Annotated in this window: 19 protein-coding genes; 8 read left to right on the top strand and 11 right to left on the bottom strand. The window is 66.0% G+C overall.

The window, feature by feature from the left end:
* Nucleotides 1–188: 188 nt before the first annotated feature.
* Nucleotides 189–1385, bottom strand: a complete 1197-nt coding sequence (locus ABZ420_RS09040; RefSeq protein ID WP_357119203.1) for a hypothetical protein — start codon at nt 1383–1385, stop codon at nt 189–191.
* A 264-nt stretch (nt 1386–1649) separates the two neighbouring features.
* Here ABZ420_RS09040 and ABZ420_RS09035 point away from each other — a divergent pair, with 264 nt between their 5' ends.
* Nucleotides 1650–2234 carry a hypothetical protein gene (locus tag ABZ420_RS09035; RefSeq protein ID WP_357119200.1) on the top strand — a complete coding sequence of 195 codons (585 nt, stop codon included), beginning with the start codon at nt 1650–1652 and terminating at the stop codon, nt 2232–2234.
* A 251-nt stretch (nt 2235–2485) separates the two neighbouring features.
* Entirely contained in the window at nt 2486–3451 is a 966-nt protein-coding gene (locus ABZ420_RS09030; RefSeq protein WP_357119197.1) for a site-specific integrase, read from the top strand.
* Nucleotides 3452–3587: 136 nt separating this feature from the next.
* Here ABZ420_RS09030 and ABZ420_RS09025 read toward each other — a convergent pair whose 3' ends face one another.
* From ABZ420_RS09025 to ABZ420_RS09015, 3 genes are all read right to left on the bottom strand, one after another.
* Complete coding sequence (locus ABZ420_RS09025; RefSeq protein WP_357119194.1) at nt 3588–3896, bottom strand: Clp protease N-terminal domain-containing protein; 309 nt, start codon at nt 3894–3896, stop codon at nt 3588–3590.
* Nucleotides 3897–4446: 550 nt separating this feature from the next.
* Nucleotides 4447–5310 carry an alpha/beta hydrolase gene (locus ABZ420_RS09020; RefSeq protein ID WP_357119191.1) on the bottom strand — a complete coding sequence of 288 codons (864 nt, stop codon included), beginning with the start codon at nt 5308–5310 and terminating at the stop codon, nt 4447–4449.
* Nucleotides 5307–6185, bottom strand: a complete 879-nt coding sequence (locus tag ABZ420_RS09015) for an alpha/beta hydrolase (protein WP_357119188.1) — start codon at nt 6183–6185, stop codon at nt 5307–5309. Before ABZ420_RS09015 ends, ABZ420_RS09020 begins: the two co-directional genes overlap by 4 nt.
* 99 nt (nt 6186–6284) lie before the next feature.
* Here ABZ420_RS09015 and ABZ420_RS09010 point away from each other — a divergent pair, with 99 nt between their 5' ends.
* Together ABZ420_RS09010 and ABZ420_RS09005 are read left to right on the top strand one after the other, a co-directional pair.
* Nucleotides 6285–6890 carry a TetR/AcrR family transcriptional regulator gene (locus ABZ420_RS09010; protein ID WP_357119185.1) on the top strand — a complete coding sequence of 202 codons (606 nt, stop codon included), beginning with the start codon at nt 6285–6287 and terminating at the stop codon, nt 6888–6890.
* 14 nt (nt 6891–6904) lie between these two features.
* A complete protein-coding gene (locus ABZ420_RS09005; protein WP_357119182.1) occupies nt 6905–7897 on the top strand; it encodes an NADP-dependent oxidoreductase in 993 nt (330 codons plus the stop codon).
* Nucleotides 7898–8139: 242 nt separating this feature from the next.
* Here ABZ420_RS09005 and ABZ420_RS09000 read toward each other — a convergent pair whose 3' ends face one another.
* Nucleotides 8140–8970 carry a MerR family transcriptional regulator gene (locus ABZ420_RS09000; RefSeq protein ID WP_357119179.1) on the bottom strand — a complete coding sequence of 277 codons (831 nt, stop codon included), beginning with the start codon at nt 8968–8970 and terminating at the stop codon, nt 8140–8142.
* Between the two features lie 27 nt (nt 8971–8997).
* Nucleotides 8998–9828 carry an alpha/beta hydrolase gene (locus ABZ420_RS08995; RefSeq protein ID WP_357119176.1) on the bottom strand — a complete coding sequence of 277 codons (831 nt, stop codon included), beginning with the start codon at nt 9826–9828 and terminating at the stop codon, nt 8998–9000.
* 228 nt (nt 9829–10056) lie between these two features.
* On the opposite strand from ABZ420_RS08995, the gene ABZ420_RS08990 reads away from it, so the two are divergent.
* Nucleotides 10057–10797: an excalibur calcium-binding domain-containing protein gene (locus ABZ420_RS08990; RefSeq protein ID WP_357119173.1), complete on the top strand. Its 741-nt coding sequence runs from the start codon at nt 10057–10059 to the stop codon at nt 10795–10797.
* Nucleotides 10798–11333: 536 nt separating this feature from the next.
* Here the strand turns inward: ABZ420_RS08990 and ABZ420_RS08985 are convergent.
* On the bottom strand, nt 11334–11582 hold the full coding sequence (locus tag ABZ420_RS08985; protein ID WP_357119170.1) for a hypothetical protein: 249 nt from the start codon (nt 11580–11582) through the stop codon (nt 11334–11336).
* 706 nt (nt 11583–12288) lie between these two features.
* On the opposite strand from ABZ420_RS08985, the gene ABZ420_RS08980 reads away from it, so the two are divergent.
* Nucleotides 12289–13704, top strand: a complete 1416-nt coding sequence (locus ABZ420_RS08980; protein ID WP_357119167.1) for a phosphatase PAP2 family protein — start codon at nt 12289–12291, stop codon at nt 13702–13704.
* Between the two features lie 78 nt (nt 13705–13782).
* On the opposite strand, the gene ABZ420_RS08975 is transcribed toward ABZ420_RS08980, so the two are convergent.
* Nucleotides 13783–14082, bottom strand: coding sequence for a hypothetical protein (locus tag ABZ420_RS08975; RefSeq protein ID WP_357119164.1), 300 nt, complete (start codon nt 14080–14082; stop codon nt 13783–13785).
* On the opposite strand from ABZ420_RS08975, the gene ABZ420_RS08970 reads away from it, so the two are divergent.
* On the top strand, nt 14081–14419 hold the full coding sequence (locus ABZ420_RS08970; protein ID WP_357119162.1) for a hypothetical protein: 339 nt from the start codon (nt 14081–14083) through the stop codon (nt 14417–14419). The two genes, ABZ420_RS08975 and ABZ420_RS08970, sit on opposite strands and share 2 nt — an antisense overlap.
* A gap of 46 nt (nt 14420–14465) precedes the next feature.
* Here ABZ420_RS08970 and ABZ420_RS08965 read toward each other — a convergent pair whose 3' ends face one another.
* The 3 genes from ABZ420_RS08965 to ABZ420_RS08955 all read right to left on the bottom strand — a co-directional run bounded on the left by ABZ420_RS08965 (nt 14466) and on the right by ABZ420_RS08955 (nt 17315).
* A complete protein-coding gene (locus ABZ420_RS08965; protein WP_357119159.1) occupies nt 14466–15260 on the bottom strand; it encodes a methyltransferase domain-containing protein in 795 nt (264 codons plus the stop codon).
* 78 nt (nt 15261–15338) lie between these two features.
* Complete coding sequence (locus ABZ420_RS08960; protein WP_357119156.1) at nt 15339–16001, bottom strand: SGNH/GDSL hydrolase family protein; 663 nt, start codon at nt 15999–16001, stop codon at nt 15339–15341.
* A 549-nt stretch (nt 16002–16550) separates the two neighbouring features.
* Nucleotides 16551–17315, bottom strand: a complete 765-nt coding sequence (locus ABZ420_RS08955; RefSeq protein WP_357119153.1) for a maleylpyruvate isomerase family mycothiol-dependent enzyme — start codon at nt 17313–17315, stop codon at nt 16551–16553.
* Nucleotides 17316–18113: 798 nt separating this feature from the next.
* Here ABZ420_RS08955 and ABZ420_RS08950 point away from each other — a divergent pair.
* Nucleotides 18114–18683: a hemerythrin domain-containing protein gene (locus tag ABZ420_RS08950; protein WP_357119150.1), complete on the top strand. Its 570-nt coding sequence runs from the start codon at nt 18114–18116 to the stop codon at nt 18681–18683.
* The last annotated feature ends 108 nt before the right edge of the window (nt 18684–18791 follow it).

The following is an 18791-nucleotide window of genomic DNA, read 5'->3' as shown; positions in this document are numbered from 1 at the left end:
GTTATTCGGTCCCTCGGAGCGCACGAGATTATCAGTCCGACCGGACCATCCAAATTCCAGCGGCGCGATCCCGCATGGCTCGGACACCAGCTACGAGACGTAAGCGACCGCTTCCCCGGCGGGTGTCGGCGGCGTCTGAGCGGGTCTGCTGGCTCGAGTGGTTGCGATCGGCGCGTACCGCTCAGTGATCAGTGCGGTCGGTGGAAACCGGGCGATGCGACAGACAGGCGCAACGTGGCGTCACGGTGGGTCAGGGTCAGTTCGTACCAGTCGGAGGTGCGGGCGTGAGTGACGATGCCGTCGGCGTCGGTGGACAGCGTCAACCGCCAGCCCTGCTGCTCCCAGATCCGGACGATCACAGGTGGATAGATGTCGGCGCGGTCGAGGGCAGGTGGGTCGAGGAAGTAGCGGGCCTCGAGTCGGTCGACCTGGTAGATGTTGCCCGCGTCGTCATCGAACGGCAGTATCGTCTCTCCGTCGATACCTTCCTGCGGGCGGATGCGCATCTGCCCGCCCAGCGCGTCGAGCAGCTCGGCGACGAGATCGCGGATACGGTCGCGCGCAGCGTCCTCGGTGAGTTCGCGGTTCCACACGACCGCCCGCGCCGCCCGGGGCAGGGACATGCTCGCTTGCCGCAGTTCATCCGGTGTCGGTGGAGTCGCGGGCGCGGCGGTCTCGGGTGGGTGGTCACGCTCGAGCTGGAAGCCGTAGCTCATCAGTTCGTCGAAGGTCCGCGCGAACTCCAGTGGCCGCTCCATATGGCCGTCGGCCTCCCAGCCGACGGCGCCTCGGAGCAGGTCGGGAGAGACGAAGTAGCGCGTATCGCCCAAGCCCTTGGCGATGAGCATCACCCTGTCGCCCGGAATGTCCTCGTTCGTTTCCCAATTGTGCACTGCCTTGGGCAAGTTCAGCACGGAATAGGTCTGCATGTTCCGGGGTCGGGTGGGGCCGTAGGAGATCTCATCGAGATCGGTGAAACCCGCGTGCACCGTGGTGAGGAAAACCCGTAGCGCATCGGGCAGCGCATCCCAATACGGTGGCCGGTCGGCGCCGAACGTCTCCGGATCCCATCCGATACGGAACTCGTGGGGCTGAAATGGCTTTCGCAGCGCATACAGCAGCACCCAGTCACCACGTCGCAGGCAGACCCGCACATCGTCGAGGCATTCCTCCAACACAGCCCCGAACCGTGGCAGCACGTCGACGAACAAGTCGAGATTCCACAGGGCCACCGCGGCCGCGCGCCGGGCGTGCGAATCGCCACCCGCTGCGATCCCGGCCCATCGCGCCGGGGCATGAGCCGCGGCCGACGACCCCGGCTCGACCAGCAGCGCGGAGCCGGGACCGAATTCCGCTACGACCCGTGCGAAGTCGACACTGTCCACGACACCTATCGAACAGCATCCCCACCGCTGACACCGCGACGGTCACCGCACGGCGCAGGAGGCGGACGGCCGTCGCGAACCGGAACAGGCCACTGACCACCAACGGTGCAAGGGTCGCCACACTAGCCGGCCTGCACTGTGAGCTGATCTTCGACCGGATGCCAGGCGCACAACCGGTCATATACTCGGCGCCGGAAAATTCAGCGCCACGCGGTGGGCGTGTCTGCCAGGGTGCGGGTAGGCGGGCTGCGAGCATGAGCGCCCATGTCCGGTGTGAAGAAGAAACCAGCCCGCCGTGCCGGGCGATCCGGCGGTGACGCGGGCTGGGGCTCCGCTCGCGGTGAGGCTGCGTGGGTCGCGGCGATGCGCGCGCACATCTGGCATCGCCGATACCCACCGTCGTCGGTGATGCAGGCGCTGGGCACACCCTGCGGTCACCCCGTGCCCGCGGCGGATATGCGGGTGTTCGCCGGGCTGGACATCATGATGCGGGTACGCGGCTGGAGTTTTCTCGGGGAATGCTCCGGCCCGGAAGTCCTCACATGGATCTACGAACCCTCCGACGCCGGCGAAGGCTATCTCGACCGCGGCCTGGAACCGGTCACGACGATCGCGGCCACCCTCGACCGCTCGCTACCGACCGACACCGTGCACGACTGCGAAGTCGAAGTCCTGCTCGTCGGCACCCCCTACAGCCAAGCCCGCCTCACCGGCCTGACCGGCCTCACCCCACACCTCGCACTCATCGAGGCCCACCGCCCCGGCGACCCCACCACCCTCCCGTTCCCCCTCGGCCGCGCCCGCGTCACCAACCGCGCCGACCAGCCACCCATCAGCGCCGATCGATGATGCCGCAGGGCTGCGACCAGCGATAAAATAATGAACAGGTAGGGGGACCACAGAAGATTCGATCTCGGAAGGAGATGAGATCGATGGACTCCTTCGGCCTCGATCTCGGCGTCGACCTCCACGTGATCCTCAGATGGCTCGCGATCACGTTCGGAATCGGATACGGCCTCAGCTGAGCCGCTGATCTCCGCCGTGATGTTGTCGGTGCCTGCTGCGATGCTGCTACCCAATAGGTTTCGGCATGGAGGTCAGTGGTGGAGAACAACGCCCAGTACATGCTGGGGCTTTTCTCGATCGAGATCGCCGCCGACCCGGTGCTGACCGGTTTCGCCGCCGCGTTGGCCGACCGCGACGACCTGGCCCACCGGTCGCGGGAGACCCACCTCGAGCGGGTCGGGCACTTCCTGAGCTGGCTGGGCGACAACCGCGGCCACGACGATGCCCTTCACTCCACCGCCGGCCGTGACCGCGCCGTCGACGCCTACCTGACCGCGGCAATCGAGGAACGCGGAGTCGTCGGGAGCACTGCCAATCTCACTCTCACCGCGCTCACCGTGTTCTATACCTGGCTGGGCTTGGGCGTGCCGGCGACGCCGCGTGTGGTGGTGGAGCCGATCAACCCCCGCACCCTCGGCCCCTCCGAGCAACGCTCCGTGCTGCGCGCCGCTGCGGCGCGCGGACCGCGGGCGTTCGCGATGATCGTCCTGGGCCTCGACGCCGGACCCCGCAAATCCGAGATCGCAGCCCTCGCCCTGACCGGCCTGGATCTGGCCGACTGGCCCGGCACCCTGGCCATCACCGACTCCACCGGCGGCTCGCGCACCGTGCCGTTGCAGCCGGGCACCCGCGCCGCGCTGGTCGCGTGGCTGGCCGAACGCCGACGCCTGGTACGCGGACAGCCGGAACAGGTCGCCCTGTTCATCGCCGAGCAGGCCCCGCACCGGCGCTTGGCCGTGCGCACCGTCGATGACGCCATCCGCGCCGTCGGCGCCGACGCCGGCCTGGACATCTCGCCGGGCACGCTGCGCGCGACCGCCGAGCAACGCATGCGGCGCGAAGGCCTACCACCCGCGGTCGTCGCCGCCCGTCTCGGTCAGCAGGCACCCGACCGCGACCGCGTCCATGCCCTGCTCGGCCGCGCCGCGGCGCGCCCGCGCAACCGTCTCACGCTCACCGGCCACGAGCAGCTCGACCTGTTCGGCGACATCGCCATGTAGCCCATGCGCTGGGTGGGAACAGCACGATCCTCGATTGTGCTGCCTACCAACTTCTTTCGCCATAACGTGTTCGAATGGTTCTAGATGGGTTGCATGAGATCAGGTCGGCCGACCACACACAGTCGGCTTCTTCCGATCACTGGCCGCGTTCAGGCCCGGTGTATCCATCCGAACGAAGAAAAGTAGTCAATGCCTCGATGTAATCAACCGGGTTCATCATCTGCGCTAATACATGGATGGGTACCGACTTCCCCTCACGCAAGATCGCGAGCATAAGGTGTTCGACGCCGACGTAACTATGTCCGAACTCGCGAGCGACGTCGACTGAGTCCAGGAGCACCTGATGCAGCCGAGGTGTGCGAGTCAGCCCATCATCTGGGAAGACAGCTCCTATCGGTTGTTCGATCAAACGCCAGACCTCTTCATTTCCCACAGAATCGGACATTTCCCAACCTACTTCCTCGCGTCGTTCAACGACCGGAGAACAGGCATGCGCAAGTCGAATCACTGTGACGCATGGCGTCAGCGATCTAACCAGTCGAACGCCCACGGAGTACTACGGACTCGCGGTGGAGCAGATGCGCCGGCAAGGTCGCCGGATCGACGACGAGGTGCTGGCCCACATCTCCCCGGCGCACAGCGCCGACATCAACGTCTTCGGCGCGATCGAGGTCGACTTCGATGCCGAACTCGCCCAGCTCGGGCCGACCGGATACCGGTCGCTCCGCGTCCGCACACTCTCTTCTGACCTCGACCCCACGGGCCACTCCCTTGCCGAAGGGGTTCTAGGGATACAGGATCTCCCGGCTGCTGTGAACCGGATGGTGCTTGCGCCTGATGATCCGGTGTTCGTCCATCCAGACTTCGTTGTCGATGCCGACCTACTCAACTTCTTCCCTCGGAGAAGTTTTCGGGGGCTGGAGCCAGAGAGGCGCAGGAACACTTCGCGACGGACATCAGGCTGGACGAACCGACGCGTTCGGATGGCCTCTGCGTCAGTCGGCGAGAAAGGCGACCGCGATCGGGGCGAACTTGTCGTGGAACTGGAAGATTCCGCCGTGTCCGGAGCCGGGGTAGATGATCAGGTCCGATCCGGGGATTCGGCGGTGGAGATCCTCGGAGAGCTGCGACGGCACCATGCGGTCGTGGTCGCCGTTGGCGATCAGGGTGGGTTGGCTCAGCTGTGACAGGTCCGCTGGTGCCGAACGGCCCCATCGCTTGATCGCTTTGAGCTGGGTCCGCAACGTCGTCACGGCCACCGGTACGTCGCGATCGACGGTCCGTTCCTGGAGGCGTTCGATAAATGCGCGACCAGCCCGCCTGCCCTCGACATCGCGGTTGAAGAAGAGGTACTCCTTGGGGTCCGAGCGTGTCAATGCGGCCCGCGTGATGTCGAAGTACGTGGTGTAGGCGACCTTGTCGATGCCCTTACCGCCGGCCGGGCCGGTGCCGGTGAGGACGAGCTTCCGTACCAGTTCCGGGCGCTGGATGACGAGGGCCTGGGCGACCATGCCGCCGAGGGAGAAGGAGAAGATGTCGACCTGTTCGAAACCCAGCGCCTGGATGAACGTGGCCGCGTCGTCGGCCATGGCCTCGACGGTGTCGGGGACCGAACCGGTCGAAGCGCCGACCCCGCGATTGTCGAAGGCGATCACGTGGCGACCGGCTGCGATCGGGTCGATGATTCGGGGGTCCCAATTGTCGAGGTTCCCCGCGAGGTGAACGAAGAACACGACGGGGATATCACCGCGGGGGCCGAGTTCGCGGTAGGCGAAGGTGATCCCACCCGCCTCGATTGTCCGCGTGGGCGCGTCCCGGTAGGACTTCACGATGCCATTCGGGTGCTGGTCGGAATTCATGGCTGGGCCTCCAGTTGTGGTTGGCGAGTCGGGTGGGTGTCGGCGGCGGCCAGAAACTTCAGCGCTTCGGGGACGAACGCGCGGTGGTGCTGGAACACCCCGCCGTGGCCTGAGTTGGGATAGATCTGCAGCGACGCGTCGGGCAAGCGACGCGCCAGGTCGGCCGAGTGCTCGCTGGCGACCATCAGGTCGTTATCGCCGTTGGCGACGAAGACCGGAACCGTGACCGTCGAGAGGTCGTCGGGAGCGTGCAGGCCCGCGCTGGTGATCGCACGCAACTGGGCGATCCGGGCCTGATGCGAGACCGGCTTGTCGCGGCTGCTGGTGCGCTCGGCCAGCCGGTCGAAGTACTCGGTCGCCGCCTTCTTGCCTTCTGCGTCACGCGGGAAGAACAAGTAGTACCGGGGATCCTTGCGTGTCAGGAAGCCCTTGAGATAGGCGCCGCCGACGATGAAGGGCATCTTGGCGATGCCGCCGCCGCCACGCGGCCCGGTCCCGGCCAGGATCATGCGACGCACGAGGTCCGGAGCCTGCAGGGCGATCATCTGCGCGACCGCGCCGCCGAGGGAGAAGCCGAACAGATCGACCTTCTCGTAGCCGAGCGCGCGAATGAACGCGATTGCGTCTGCGCCCATCTGTTCGATATCGGAGGGCACCGACGACCCGGTCGCGCCCACTCCTCGGTTGTCGAAGGCGATGACGCGGTGGTGCGCGGCGATGCCGTCGACGACCCGCGGATCCCAATCGTCGAGGACGGCTGTGAAGTGGTGCAGGAACACGACCGGCACCTCGGACTGCGCCCCGAGCTCCCGGTAGGCGAAGGTGACACCGGCGGCCTCGACGGTCTGCGTTGGTACGTCTTTCCAGGTGGGCATGAAGGCGCCTTCCGCACGAGTTTCATTGAATTACGATCATACTATTATGATCGTAATGTAATGTCGAGAGGGACACTGAACGCGAACGGAGCACCACCCATGGCCAGGTACGCCGCTGATCACAAGAACGCGACGCGACGACGGCTGATCGATGCCGCCGCACGAAGGTTCAAGCGCGACGGTCTCGACGGCTCAGGCATCGCGTCCCTGGTCGGAGACGCCGGGTTGACCAACGGCGCGTTCTACGGGCACTTCACCTCGAAGGGCGATCTCGTCGCGAGCGTCGTCGCAGATCAGCTCGCGGCCCAGCGCGCGATGATCGAGGCGATGCCCGACGGGCCCGATGGGTTGGAGCACTTCATTCGCGAGTACCTTTCACCGGCCCACCGCGATGACCGGGAGAACGGATGCCCGTCGGCGGCACTGCTGGACGAGATCAGCCGCTGCGACATACAGATCCGTGACGCGTACACGACCGGCATGCGGTCCATCCTCGCCCTCATCGCACACCGCATGGACCCGGAGGACCCCGAGGCTTCCTACGATCGGGCGACAGGGCTGTTCACCGTACTGATCTGCACCTTGCAGCTCGCCCGCGCGCTCACCGATCGCGAACTCTCCGATCGTGTCCTCGCCGGCGGCCTCACCAACGCCCTGGCCCTGTCCCAGCCGTCGACAACCCCCTCGGGCTCACCACAACAGTAAGGATGGAAGCACCGATGAAGGCATTCGTGGTCGACCACTACGGCGAGGACGGACTCGAACTCGCCGATATCCCCACCCCGACACCGGGCCGCAACGACGTCCTCGTCGACATCCGCGCGGCGAGCATCAACCCGCTGGACAAGATGGTGCGTAACGGCGAATTCAAACGACTTCTCGAGTACAAACCGCCCTTCGTCCTGGGGCACGACCTCGCCGGCGTCGTGACTGCCGTCGGGGAAGACGTGCACGAGTTCGAAGTCGGCGACGAGATCTACGCCCGGCCGAGAGATTTGCGAATCGGGGCCTTCGCCGAGGCCATCGCTATCGACGCCGCCGACGTTGCCCGCAAGCCCGGCTCGCTGTCGTTCGAGCAGGCTGCCGCAGTGCCGCTGGTGGCACTCGCCGCCTGGCAGGCACTCGTCGAGACCGCCGACCTTCAGCCCGGACAGAAGGTGCTGGTCCATGCGGGCGCCGGCGGTCTCGGATCGACGGTCATCCAGGTCGCCAAACACCTCGGAGCCTTTGTCGCCACCACCGCGCACACCAAAGACCTCGATAAGGTCCAGGCGTTGGGGGCCGACAAGGTCATCGACTACACCACGCAAGACTTCACCCGGGAGCTCTCCGGCTACGACGTCGTCCTCGACTCTCTCGGTGTAGCCAGCTTGCAGAAGTCACTGACCGTACTCGCCCGCGGTGGTATCGCGATCAGCGTCGTCGGACCACCCGACCCGGGCTTCGCCAAACAGATCGGTCAGCCGCTGCTCTCACCCGTCATGTACCTGATGAGCCGCAAGATCCGCGCGCAGGCCAAGAAGCTGGGCGCGCGCTACTCGTTCTTCTTCATGCGAGCCGACGGCAACCAGCTCGCGCATCTGGCCTCGCTCTACGACCAGCAGATCCTGTACCCCGTGCTCGACCGGACCTTCCCATTCGAGGACACCCCCGAGGCGATGGCCTATGTCGAGCGCGGCAAAGCCAACGGAAAGATAGTGATCACACAATGACCGCCATCCATCGAGCCCACAGCGCCAGATCCCGGTGTCGCGCGTGCCCGAGGTCCGAGCCCGATTCAAAATTCCGGTTCGCGGTTTTGCCGGGGTCGCCGAGAACTTCTCAGGTTACGGCGGACCGCACAGTCCGCCGTAACCGCTGGCCCACGGGGCGGGTCATTGCTGGGTGGTGACCCGCGGTTTCGTGCGGATCGGCGGGACGTGAAAGTTGGGCGGCGGTCATAGCGTCTGTCTCATCATGAACGGCGGGAACGCTGCAACGCGCTGTCTTCCTGCCATGGTTCGGACGCACCCTGTTTCGGGTCCACGCGCTCGAGCTTGGTCCAGCCGGACCAGCCTCGCTGCTTCAACAGCTCGATCAGTCGATGGGCCGATGGCGCGCTGTCGAGCGCGAGCGTGTCCAGCAGCTTCGCGAATGGTGGCTCGATGTCGACATCACCGACGTAGTCCTCGCCCTGCTCGTCGGCCACCTGCGTGATGTAGGCGGCTGTCTTGTCGGCAAGCTCGACCAGCCTCGGGTCGTCATCGGTCCATTCGAGAGCCTGGCCCAGGGCGAGATAGAAGTCGATGAACTGCGGTTCGGCGATCTGCTCCCGCTTGCGTGCCACCCACTCCGAGACTCGCGCGGGTGAGTGCGCTGCCAGCGGGATCCAGCCGTCGCGTTCGACCTCGACGATCCGCTCCTCGACCCCGAGCGCCCGCAGCCGGTCGAGAAACTCCACTACCTCCGGTGGCAGCGCCAAGTTCTCCCCGGCGGCGAGGTGGGCGATCCGCTCGCGGTGCCGCTGCCGCTGCCTGATCTCCGCCCGCAGCCGCTTGTCGATATCCGCGACCGCCGCAGCGAACTCCTCCTCGTCGGCCTGTAGCAGCTCTCGCACGCGCGCCAGCGGAACCCCGGCCTCGGCCAGGGTCCGGATCTTGATCAATTCGACCAGCGTGCCCGCGTCGTATCTCCGATAGCCGGAGTGATCCCGCTCCGGCTCCGGCAGTAGCCCTTTGGCGTGATAGTGCCTCACCGCGCGCACTGTCACTCCGGCGTACGACGCCAGCTCGCCAATGGTCAGCATCGGACCAGTCTTCCAGTCCTGGAACTCTTACGACGTCGCCTGAGGGGCTCGGCCTTGTGCACTCCGGATGAGCTGGGCGACTTCCAGGGCATGGGTGAAGACCAGCCCGTGACCGGCATCGAGCCAGAACGTCGAGATGTGCGGCCGCTCGCGGACGAGATGCTCGATGCCGGCACGCCAGTTCTGATTGAGCCGCGATGCACGCCCTTCACCGCTGTCGCCGGCCATATTGGTCGACATGATCATGGTGATCGGACACTCGGTCTTCCGGTACCGGTCGAGGATCATTTCGGACCGAATCACATCGAGCTCGAGGTTCAGGTCGAGGATTTCCTGTCCGGTGAGCAACACCTGACGCGCGGTGCCCTTGGCCTGCTCGGCCTCGGGCCGCGTCGCCTGGTACTCCCACATTGCGCGGAACTCCGGCAGATCGACCTCGGTGATGAACGGTTCGGGCACCGGGTTCGCGCCGTCGACGAGAACGAGTTCGGCGACGGCATCAGGATGCTCGCAGGCATAGTGCACGACCAGGTCCGCGCCCAGCGAGTAGCCCACGAGCACCGGCTCCGACGGCGGGTCGAGGCGTCCCAGCTCCGCCATCACGGCAACGAGATCGCTGAGGAACGCCTCGAAGGAGTACCGGTCGGCGGCCGAGGAAAGACCGTGCCCCCGCAGGTCGAAGGTCACCACGTCGTGGTCGCGCCGCAGCAGCTCGATCAGCTCGTGGAGATCGGACTGTGTCGAACTCAGCCCAGGGCACAGCACCAGCGGTCGCCCCTCGCCACCGCGAGACACCGGGATCGTGACACCGTCGTGGTGAACCGTGAAGTGCCGCATCGCATCGGTCTTCGTAGTCATGCCCACCATGCTGAGGGGTTGACCCTGCGTCAGGGTCAATCTCCGACGTCTATTTCTACTGCCGCAATGGCAAACCGACGAATTCGTGGTGATCAGTGGCGAACACGGCCACCGCGGCAACCTGAATCGATGGCCTTTCATCTACCATTCCGGTGACAGTCTCAGGCCAGGCCAGGCCAGGGCAACAGACCTGCCGGCTGTGCGGAGTCTCGCCGTTGGGACTGGTAAATGGGCTCAGAAGCAACTCGATTCGGAAGCAAGACTACGGTCCAACCGGCAGGACCACCGACATTCGAGCCGAGGCGAACCAGAGGGTCAGACCAACTGCGTTGGCTACCCGAAACACAAGCCGGGCCGATTCCGATAAGGCTGGCAGTTCCCGAGCTGCACACTACGCAGAATCTGCGGGACGGAACCAAAGCCGACAACGCAAGGTGCACTGCCATGGCGGTGCGTCATGGCCGCACGTCACCCTTTCCGTCGACGCGGAGGCATGCACCTGCACTCGGACGTACACCCCTACCTCGGAAAGAGACCATGACATCACCCCGGCGACATGCTGCCACCCTCCTTTCGTGCATGGCAGTGACGCTCACAGCCGCCGCTTGCACCGCCGAAACAGCATCAACACCAACCACCACAACACCGGTCACGACATCAGTCGTAACCGCCGCCCATACGACACACCTGCCGCCTACAACCACTGCCGCACCCCCGGCTCCGACCGCACTGGAAACGACCACCGCACCCACCCCGCCGCCAGCTGCGATCGCGCCTGCCCCGCCCGCAGCAGTGGTACCCACACCTCCAGCGGTGGTCGCGCCGGTGCCACCGCGACCGGCAGCTCCCAACGTCTACTACTCCAACTGCGCCGCCGCCAAGGCCGCGGGTGCCGCGCCGCTGCGGCGGGGAGAACCCGGCTACAGATCAGAGCTGGACCGCGATAAGGATGGCGTCGCCTGCGAATAAGGCAACCGACGCTGTTTGTGCTTGCGCGGCAGAGGAAGTGCAGCAGGGCATCTTAGAAGGGGCTGAGAAGACCCCCGGTTTACGCGTGATTTGCCGGGGTAACAGTGACCGCAAGCGAGTCCCACCTGATCGTTTGAAGCAGCGACGACACCGACGACGTCGGCCCCATACGGCGCGTACGCCGATCCGGCGGCGACGATTTATTTGAAGTACCGGGGCGACTCGAACCAGTGCGTCTCGCAGTTGACGACGAAGATCGCGGGAGACCGTCCCGATACCGAATACGGCATCCACCATATCCGTGAGCGGAGTGTCTGAAGGCTCTCAGGAGTACGAGGTTTCGGGCCAGATCACTTGCCCGAACCTTGGAACGTTCGATGCTTACGGCTCAGGAACGATCAATGTCGCCAGCGGTGTTACACACTACTACTGGTGGTCGCAATCTCCAGGTACCAGGAGTGCCACCGTCACAATCGGATCTCAGTAAAGTCCTCCGGCTATTCACCTTCGCGACATGCTGGAAAATAGCCACTTCATCACCGCGGGTTGCGCGGCGACTCGCACGGCGTTCGCAGCGCATGTGGCACCGACGCGGGGCCGTCCAGCAAAATGCCGTACACCTTGCGCGCCTGCGATTCGTCGATGTCCATGATGCGCGACAGCAGGCGGGTCGCCAACTCGACGATCTCCGCATCATCAGCCGCCTCCACGTTGCGCGTCTTGAGCCGACCGACCACCCCGGTGGCCTGGTTGAACGAATGATTGCCTGCGGCGACCAGTCCCATACTCGCGTTGAGCAGGAGTAGCGCACCGCACGCGTGCCGTCGGCCGGCAAGACGCCGGCCTTGCCCACGTCGACGAGTTCGGTTCGCGCGGCGTCGATTCGCACCGGAACGGCCCCGATACGCCCGCTGGCGGGCACCGGTTTGTGGAAGTCGTTCGAGCTGCCCAGTCCCACCGCACCCAATGCGGAGCCGGGGGCGCGGGGGCGGTCGGTGGCCGGGCCCATGAGTGCGTTCAGCACAGGCCCCGGGACATGTACCGCTCGATCCGGTGGTTCGCCCGAGCCACGGCCGGGCGGCAGGATCGGCTGTGGTGAGCTACGTCGTCTCGCGGCGGAGACGTTTGGGTCGCGGCGGCGAGACCCCGGCCCTGCCCAGGTACGACCTATCCGGATTGATTGCGGCCGCTCGTTTCGGGAAACCGTGGACAACGAACGATCCGGACCCGGAAATTCTTTGGTGACCTGTCGCGGGTCTTCGCCGCACGGCGGGGTCTCGCACGATCGCAGGAGGTGTTGCGTTGTCTGCCGACCGCCACGACGGGGATACCGCGACGGGCGCCGACCGCCCTGGCGGCCCGGCCCCTCGGAGTGCGGCCGCGGCCGCCGAACGATTCGCTGTCCGCAGTGCCGCGGCGTTGTTGGGCGCTGGGACCGTCGGTATCGGGTTCGGTGTGCTCACAGCGCTGGTCCGCGCACGGTGGGAACCGATGCAGACAGCCGATCAGGCGGTCACCGACAGCCTGGTCTCCGTGGTGGCGGAGCACAGGATTCTGCGGAACATCCTCACCGGCATCACCGATCTCGGCGCGACCGGCACGCTGGTCCTGGTGCTCGCCGTCTGTGGGCTCTGGCTGCTCGTTCGTCGTCTACCACGCCTTGCTGTCTACGTGGTGCTCACAGGCACCGGTGGGTTGATCCTCAACCCGATCGTCAAAGAGCTTGTCGCCCGGCTACGTCCGGTCGTGGCGACTCCCGTCTACAGCACCGACGGGTGGAGCTTCCCCAGCGGACATGCGATGAGTTCACTGGTGTGCTACGGCGTTGTCCTGCTGGTTTTCGCGCCGATCCTGCCGGCGGGCCCACGCCGCGCGGTGACCGTGTTCGCGGTCCTGATCGTGGCGGCCGTCGGCCTCAGCCGGATAGCGCTGGGCGCGCATTACCTCACCGACGTCCTCGGGGGCTGGCTGCTCGGATCGCTGTGGCTTGTGCTGGCCACCGCCGCGTTCCACCGATGGCGGGGCGACGCCCGAGTCGGCAACGCGGGCCCGCTGCCCGGTGACGTACCACCGGCCGACGAAGACGACTTGCGGCCGGTCCCGCTTCGGCATGCGCCTACCCTGCCCCACCCATGGCGAGGAATCGGCGAACTCGCGGTCGCGTGGGTGCTGCTCGTCGGAGGGCTCGTCGGAATCGGCATGCTGGTGCGCACACCGGAAGCCGAAAACCCCGTCCTGCGATGGGATCACAGCGTCGTGGCAACGTTTGCCGAGCACCGTAACCCGACGCTCACCTCCGTCCTCGGCGTGTTCGGCGAACTCGGCAATACCACCGCGGTCATCACGGTCGCCCTGATCGTCGCCGCGCTGGCGGTGGGCGTCCTGCGCAGCTGGCGCCCGGTGTTGTTCCTCGGCAGCGCGCTGCTGGGTGAGATCACGCTGTTTCTCACCACCGCCGCGATCGTCGACCGCGACCGCCCCCAGGTTCCGCACCTCAATCCCGACCTGCCACCCACCGCCAGCTTCCCTTCCGGACACGTCGCCGCCTCGCTGACGCTCTACTCAGCCACCGCCGCACTCCTGTGGGCCACCACCCGCCGACGACGGCATCGGCTTCTGTCCGCCGCCATCATCCTGATCCCCGCGCTGGTGGGCGTGCAGCGAATCTACGCCGGTGCGCACTACCCCACCGACATCATCGGCGCGGTCCTACTCGCATCGATATGGACAGCGATCACCTGGTTGGTCGTCGAACCCGTCGAGACCCTCCGGTCAGACGCAGGCGCACGTTCGCCACGCCCAGGCACGATCGAAGAATCCGCACCGATCCACCAACCGGATCCGCTCTGCGACATCGAGTCTCTGCCGATCCCCCGGCGGCACCCCCGTCACCCCGAAAATCGGTGAAAGCCCCCGCCGGTTCTCAACCCGCTGTCCCTCGACCGGCGAACACGGGGGACCACCACAGGCGCACCGAATAGCGGTTCAGTCCTGGTCCGGATATCCCCATTCCAGATCGATGTCCGCCTCAGGCGCGATACCGCGAATGACATCTGTGACGTCGCGTTCGAAGATCTTGCTCCACTCGCCGAACCCGCGGACGATGATCGGGCCATTCTCGCTGGATGCCTTTACCCAGGGCGGGTTGTGAAAGACGCTCACCTGCATCCACGAGTCGATCCCGTGCTCCTTCAACACCCCCTCCACAGCCACCTCGATGTTGTCGGCTTCCGCTGGAGAGGAGAGCTTTTCGACGTACAGCGAGAGGTGAATGTTCACGGACATGAGCGATACCCTCCTGCGATCCCTATCGATTTCGACTGTATCCGCCGCTGATCCGTCGTCCAAAAAGGCGGCCAGCTGCCACCAGGCGAGGCAGTTGGGCAAGGTCCCACGCAGGCTGTGTAAGACAACGAATCAGGGGTCGGTAAGCGCGGATACCTGGCAGGGGGTGGTGGCTTTCACCGGGACGCCAGCCACCCGGAATATGCAGTGCAAGCCGTTCGACCCCGAGTCCAAGGGCATCGTCGAACGCGTGAACCGCTATTCCGAGATCGCGTTCCTGATCGGCCGGCGTTCAGTTCACCAGAGGGTTTCTCTGTCATCCCCCGGGATTCACTGATAGATGCGGAAATTGGCTCCCGCCCGTGAGATCCGCGCCAGATACGTCACTGTGGGGCTGGGCGCTGGGCGATGAGGTGGAAGAAGCGGGCCGTGTGAATGTAGGGGACGCGGTGGGCCAGCGCCAGTTCGAGGCGTTCGAGCTTGCGGTAGAACTCGGGATCGGACTTGCGTTCGTCGTCGACGATGTAGTCGCAAACGTTCCGGATCCCGAGATGGGCGAGGACATCGAATCCGGCGGCCACCAAGTCGGCTTTGACGTGCTCGGGATAGCAAGCGCGGGTTTCGGCTCGGTAGGCGACGCTGTAGCGGGTAGGGGCGTCCAGCATCCGCAACGCCGCATCCAGATCCAGGCTTCGTACCGCGGTGAGCAGTGGATCGGCGTCGGCGTTCGGCGCGATCACCGACAGCACTCCGTCTACCCGCAGGGGTACCGCGAGTGTTGCGATCACCCCTACCAGGTCGGGCAGGTACTGGATCACGTTGTGGCACAGCAGAACATCGAAGCGGCTCGAACCGAACTCGTGACCTAGGGTGTCCAAGCCGGCCTGGCGGGTGGTGACACGGTCGGCGAGGCCGCGTTGCGCGGCCGCGGCGCGCGCCTCGGCGAGGGACTGCTCGGAGATGTCGGCGATAGTGACGCGATGGCCCCGGGCGGCCAGTTCCAGCGCGTCGAGCCCGTTACCGCCGCCCACGTCCAAAACCTCCAACGACCCCACAGGTAGGTGGGTGGTCAGGTTCGCGGCCGCGGTCGTGTACCGCAGCCGGCCCCATGGACTGGCTTGCCACCGCTGGAACTCGCCGAGCTTGTCGTCGAACACATCTGCCCGTGATTCACTCACTGTGCTCCACCCGGCCTTTCGGATCAGGGTTCGATTCGGAGTGTTCGATCGTTCCCGGTGGGTTGAGGGTCGCTGACGTCATTCTCGCTCCGGTGTGATGCGGGTCGAGTCGGTCGTGAGCGCGTGGTCGATGACGGCCGCCTCGGTGAGGCAGCGGACGATTTCCTCGGCGACGAGATGATCACCGAGATCGGAGAGGTGCACTCCGTCGGCACGCCACAGCGAGGCCGGTGTTGCGGCTGCCGCAGCAACACCGGCTACCCACCCCAACGCCGATCCCGTCGTCATGAACCGGTCCCACACGTCGATGAAGCACGCGTCGGCATCGAAAGCTACCTGGCGCGCACGTTCGTTGTATCGGGCGAGTTCGCCGTTGACCCTGTCGGTGTCGATGCCGGGCAGCCACCCGATCGGCGGCGCCGCGATCACCGCCCGCGTCTGTGCGTGCGGTTCGAGCGCTTGCAGGGCTGCCCGCAAATTGGCCTCATACGCGTCGATCGGCACGCCTTCGGGTCGCTGCTGAAAACGCAGCCAGACGTCGTTGGTGCCGCAGCCGACGACCGCTACCTGCCACCCTTGGCCGGGATCGGTGGCCCGGACTTCGGCGAGGACGTCAGATGAGGTCGCTCCGCCGACCGCGAAGTTCACCGACTCGATATCGAGCGACGGGTGACGGGTTTGCAAGGTGATGGTGACGGCGTGGGCGAAGCCACGGTGTCGCCACTGGGTGACCGCCACCATGCTTCCGACCTCCGGGAGGTCTGCTGGGTCGGAGAGACGAGGGTTGTACGCTTCGCAGGCCTCGATCAGGCTGTCGCCCCACCACGCCATCCGCACCGACTTCCGCGGCCTGGCAGTGGAGCCGGACGGTCCAGACGACTGTGCGGTCGGATGCATGGCGTTCACGGCGCGAGTCGGCGCCGGTCGGGCACTGGTGTCGTATCGGGCATCGTCTCCTCGCGACTGTGATGCTGACCGAGGAGTCCATGCTACAAGCCGGCACGGACCGAGCTGCGCGACAACCGCGGGGGCTGCGTGTCCCGCGAATACACCGAACCCGCGTCGCCACGCACCGGGCACCGCATGATGTATTTCGTTCGAAACAGGTAGGGGCCGTGAATGAGCGAGCGTGTCCGGCATGCAAAGGAGATCCCCGCGCGACTCACCCTCGATCAGGACGCGCCGGCCTTCCGCATGGAGTGCGTCGCACCGCTCGTATTGCCGTGACGGCGGCAGCAATCATTCCGAGCCGTATCGGAACGGCCCTGTGCACGGTGCGAGTCGCGACTGTCAGAACGGAGTTCGTTCGAGCCACCGGATCAGGGTGCTGGGATCGCCGTGAATTTCGACTCCGGGGCCGTCGGGCCGAATTCGTCCGAGCAGGACGAGCAGGAGGGTGGCGGCGCGTGCCCGCACGGCGACGGTCGCCTTCGTGGAGGCGTGTTCCCAGGCGATCGAAGGACCCGAGGGACGGATGAACCATTCGCCGTCGGAACCGAGTCCCTGGTCCGTGGCGCGCAGGTGCAATGTGGCGCCGCCGGGCAGGACGGTTTCCGCGCGCCGGGTGAGTCCGACCCTCAGCAGGTCGAGCCATTCGCTGATGGCATCGGCAGCCACGGCGGGTTCGATCGAAACCGGTCGCCCGAGGGCCAGTAGTGCGTCCGCGTGGTGCGCGACGGCCTCGTGGGTGAGGCGGCGAATCCACCAGCCGACCGGGCGTGGTGTTCCCAGGGTGGTCCAGACCTCGACATGTGCGCCGGTACTGTCGACGGCGGCGAGGACGAGTCTGGCGCCTTCCGACAGCCATCGTGCCGCTGCCCGCGGGTCGGCGGGCCGTGCTCCCTCGGGTACGGCTCTGGTGTCGAGCTCCACGGTGGATCGATCGGTGATCATCGCCGCCGCCCATCGCTGGGCCCGTCCGACGTGGGTGGTGAGGTCGGCCAGTGTCCAGCCCGGACATGTGGGAATCGTGGTTGCGGGATCAGCCTCGCGCAGAAGTTCTGCGAGCGCGTCGGTTTCGGTGATCAGTGCCGCCCGGTGTAGATCCGTGGTCACAGTACGAGGTTAGTTCCGCAGCAGGTCTCTTCGGCACTGGAAATCCGTGGTGCGCCTGGGCCCGCTGGTCCTGAAGGCTTGTTGTAGCGGGTGGAGTCCCGAATAAGTTGAGGTGCGCGCCCGGCAACCCACCGCAGAGCGTGGCGCTCGGTCAGCGTCGGGCTGTCGCGCTGCTGGCCTCGGCTGGTCGGAACCGCCAGCGGTGAACGGAGTCGACGATCTCGGCGCGGATGCGTAAGCCACCGGCGCCGGACAGCCCGCCGCCCGGCGGAGGGTGTTCTACTGACAGTTACGTTCGTCGGATCCGTCGCCACAGTCGTCGTCGCCGTCGCACAGCCATTGTTTCTGAACGCATCTGTCATTGTCGCATCTGAATTCATCCGGCTCGCCCGGGAATTTGCCGCTGCGGCATTCACTGCGGGCTCCGCCTGGGGCGAATTCGAAGAACACCAGCGTCTCGGTGTCGACGGGTACGGCGAATCCGGCCATGGCCGGTGCCGACACCAGTGTCAGCCATATCGCGGTGGCCCCTAGAACCGGTCCAGCGTAGAAGCGGCCAGCAGTCCTGCCCCGCCCTCTCGATCGCTGCGGCGATTCAACAGTATCGGCGGTCGGAGTGCGGAATGCGGTCGGTCTCCTGCTGGTGAATCGCGGCAATTGAGCTCGGCGGTGCGTCAGCGGCGCCACGGCTCCCCGATGGATTATCGTCAGGCTCCCTGAGGGACATGCAATCCGCCTCGAGCGTCGGTCGGCCCAGGCGTTCAGTACTGACCTGAAGTACGTATCAGGGGAGGAATTATGGACATTACCGAGCTGATCCTCGATGACCACCACGAGCAGCGGCGGCTGTTCGCGATCCTGGAGCAGATCGAGCCCACGGAGACCGACGCGCTCTCCGCGGTCTGGAGCAGGCTGGCGGCCTTCCTCGAGCTGCACGCGCAGGCGGAGGAGGAGATCTTCTACCCCGCACTGCTGCAGGCGGGCATCGCGGCCCGGCGCGCGGGCGGGGTGGAAGACGAGACACTCGACGCTATCGGCGACCACAACGAGATCAGGGACGCGATCGCCGAAGTGGCGCGTCATCAGGCCGGCACCGAGGACTGGTACGCCGCCGTCGCGGCGGCGAACTCGGCCAACAGTGATCACATGGCCGAGGAAGAACGCGAGGGACTCACCGACTTCCGCAGGCTGGCCGGATTGTCGAGCCGCCATCGGTTGGCCGTCGCCTTCGCCGCTTACGAGGCGCGGAACTACGCAGGCGTCGAGCCCGTCGACAAAGATCCCGTCAGCTATGTCCGGGCGGCGGAGAGGAAGCTGCCGACAGCTGCGAGCGGGTCGCTGAATGTCGGCACTCTGAAGCGGAACTGACCTCGGCAGACCGGCCGCGGCAGTCGTGGCGGCCGCGCCTCCAGCGCCGTACCCCAGCCGAAAGGGTGTGAATCCGCCGCAGAACGCGGACGAGAGCGGCGAGGATGT

Source organism: Nocardia sp. NPDC005745, assembly GCF_040630775.1.
Lineage (GTDB): Bacteria > Actinomycetota > Actinomycetes > Mycobacteriales > Mycobacteriaceae > Nocardia.
This window is presented reverse-complemented; position numbering and strand designations above follow the sequence as displayed.

Bases quoted from the DNA above. Each gene is read 5' to 3' on its own strand.
- ABZ420_RS09035 (WP_357119200.1), top strand. From the start codon at position 1,650: ATGTCCGGTGTGAAGAAGAAACCAGCCCGCCGTGCCGGGCGATCCGGC.
- ABZ420_RS09025 (WP_357119194.1), bottom strand. From the start codon at position 3,896: ATGTCCGATTCTGTGGGAAATGAAGAGGTCTGGCGTTTGATCGAACAA.
- ABZ420_RS09020 (WP_357119191.1), bottom strand. From the start codon at position 5,310: ATGAATTCCGACCAGCACCCGAATGGCATCGTGAAGTCCTACCGGGAC.
- ABZ420_RS09015 (WP_357119188.1), bottom strand. From the start codon at position 6,185: ATGCCCACCTGGAAAGACGTACCAACGCAGACCGTCGAGGCCGCCGGT.
- ABZ420_RS09010 (WP_357119185.1), top strand. From the start codon at position 6,285: ATGGCCAGGTACGCCGCTGATCACAAGAACGCGACGCGACGACGGCTG.
- ABZ420_RS09005 (WP_357119182.1), top strand. From the start codon at position 6,905: ATGAAGGCATTCGTGGTCGACCACTACGGCGAGGACGGACTCGAACTC.
- ABZ420_RS09000 (WP_357119179.1), bottom strand. From the start codon at position 8,970: ATGCTGACCATTGGCGAGCTGGCGTCGTACGCCGGAGTGACAGTGCGC.
- ABZ420_RS08995 (WP_357119176.1), bottom strand. From the start codon at position 9,828: ATGACTACGAAGACCGATGCGATGCGGCACTTCACGGTTCACCACGAC.
- ABZ420_RS08990 (WP_357119173.1), top strand. From the start codon at position 10,057: ATGGGCTCAGAAGCAACTCGATTCGGAAGCAAGACTACGGTCCAACCG.
- ABZ420_RS08985 (WP_357119170.1), bottom strand. From the start codon at position 11,582: ATGGGACTGGTCGCCGCAGGCAATCATTCGTTCAACCAGGCCACCGGG.
- ABZ420_RS08980 (WP_357119167.1), top strand. From the start codon at position 12,289: ATGCAGACAGCCGATCAGGCGGTCACCGACAGCCTGGTCTCCGTGGTG.
- ABZ420_RS08970 (WP_357119162.1), top strand. From the start codon at position 14,081: ATGAGCGATACCCTCCTGCGATCCCTATCGATTTCGACTGTATCCGCC.
- ABZ420_RS08975 (WP_357119164.1), bottom strand. From the start codon at position 14,082: ATGTCCGTGAACATTCACCTCTCGCTGTACGTCGAAAAGCTCTCCTCT.
- ABZ420_RS08960 (WP_357119156.1), bottom strand. From the start codon at position 16,001: ATGGTGGCGGTCACCCAGTGGCGACACCGTGGCTTCGCCCACGCCGTC.
- ABZ420_RS08950 (WP_357119150.1), top strand. From the start codon at position 18,114: ATGGACATTACCGAGCTGATCCTCGATGACCACCACGAGCAGCGGCGG.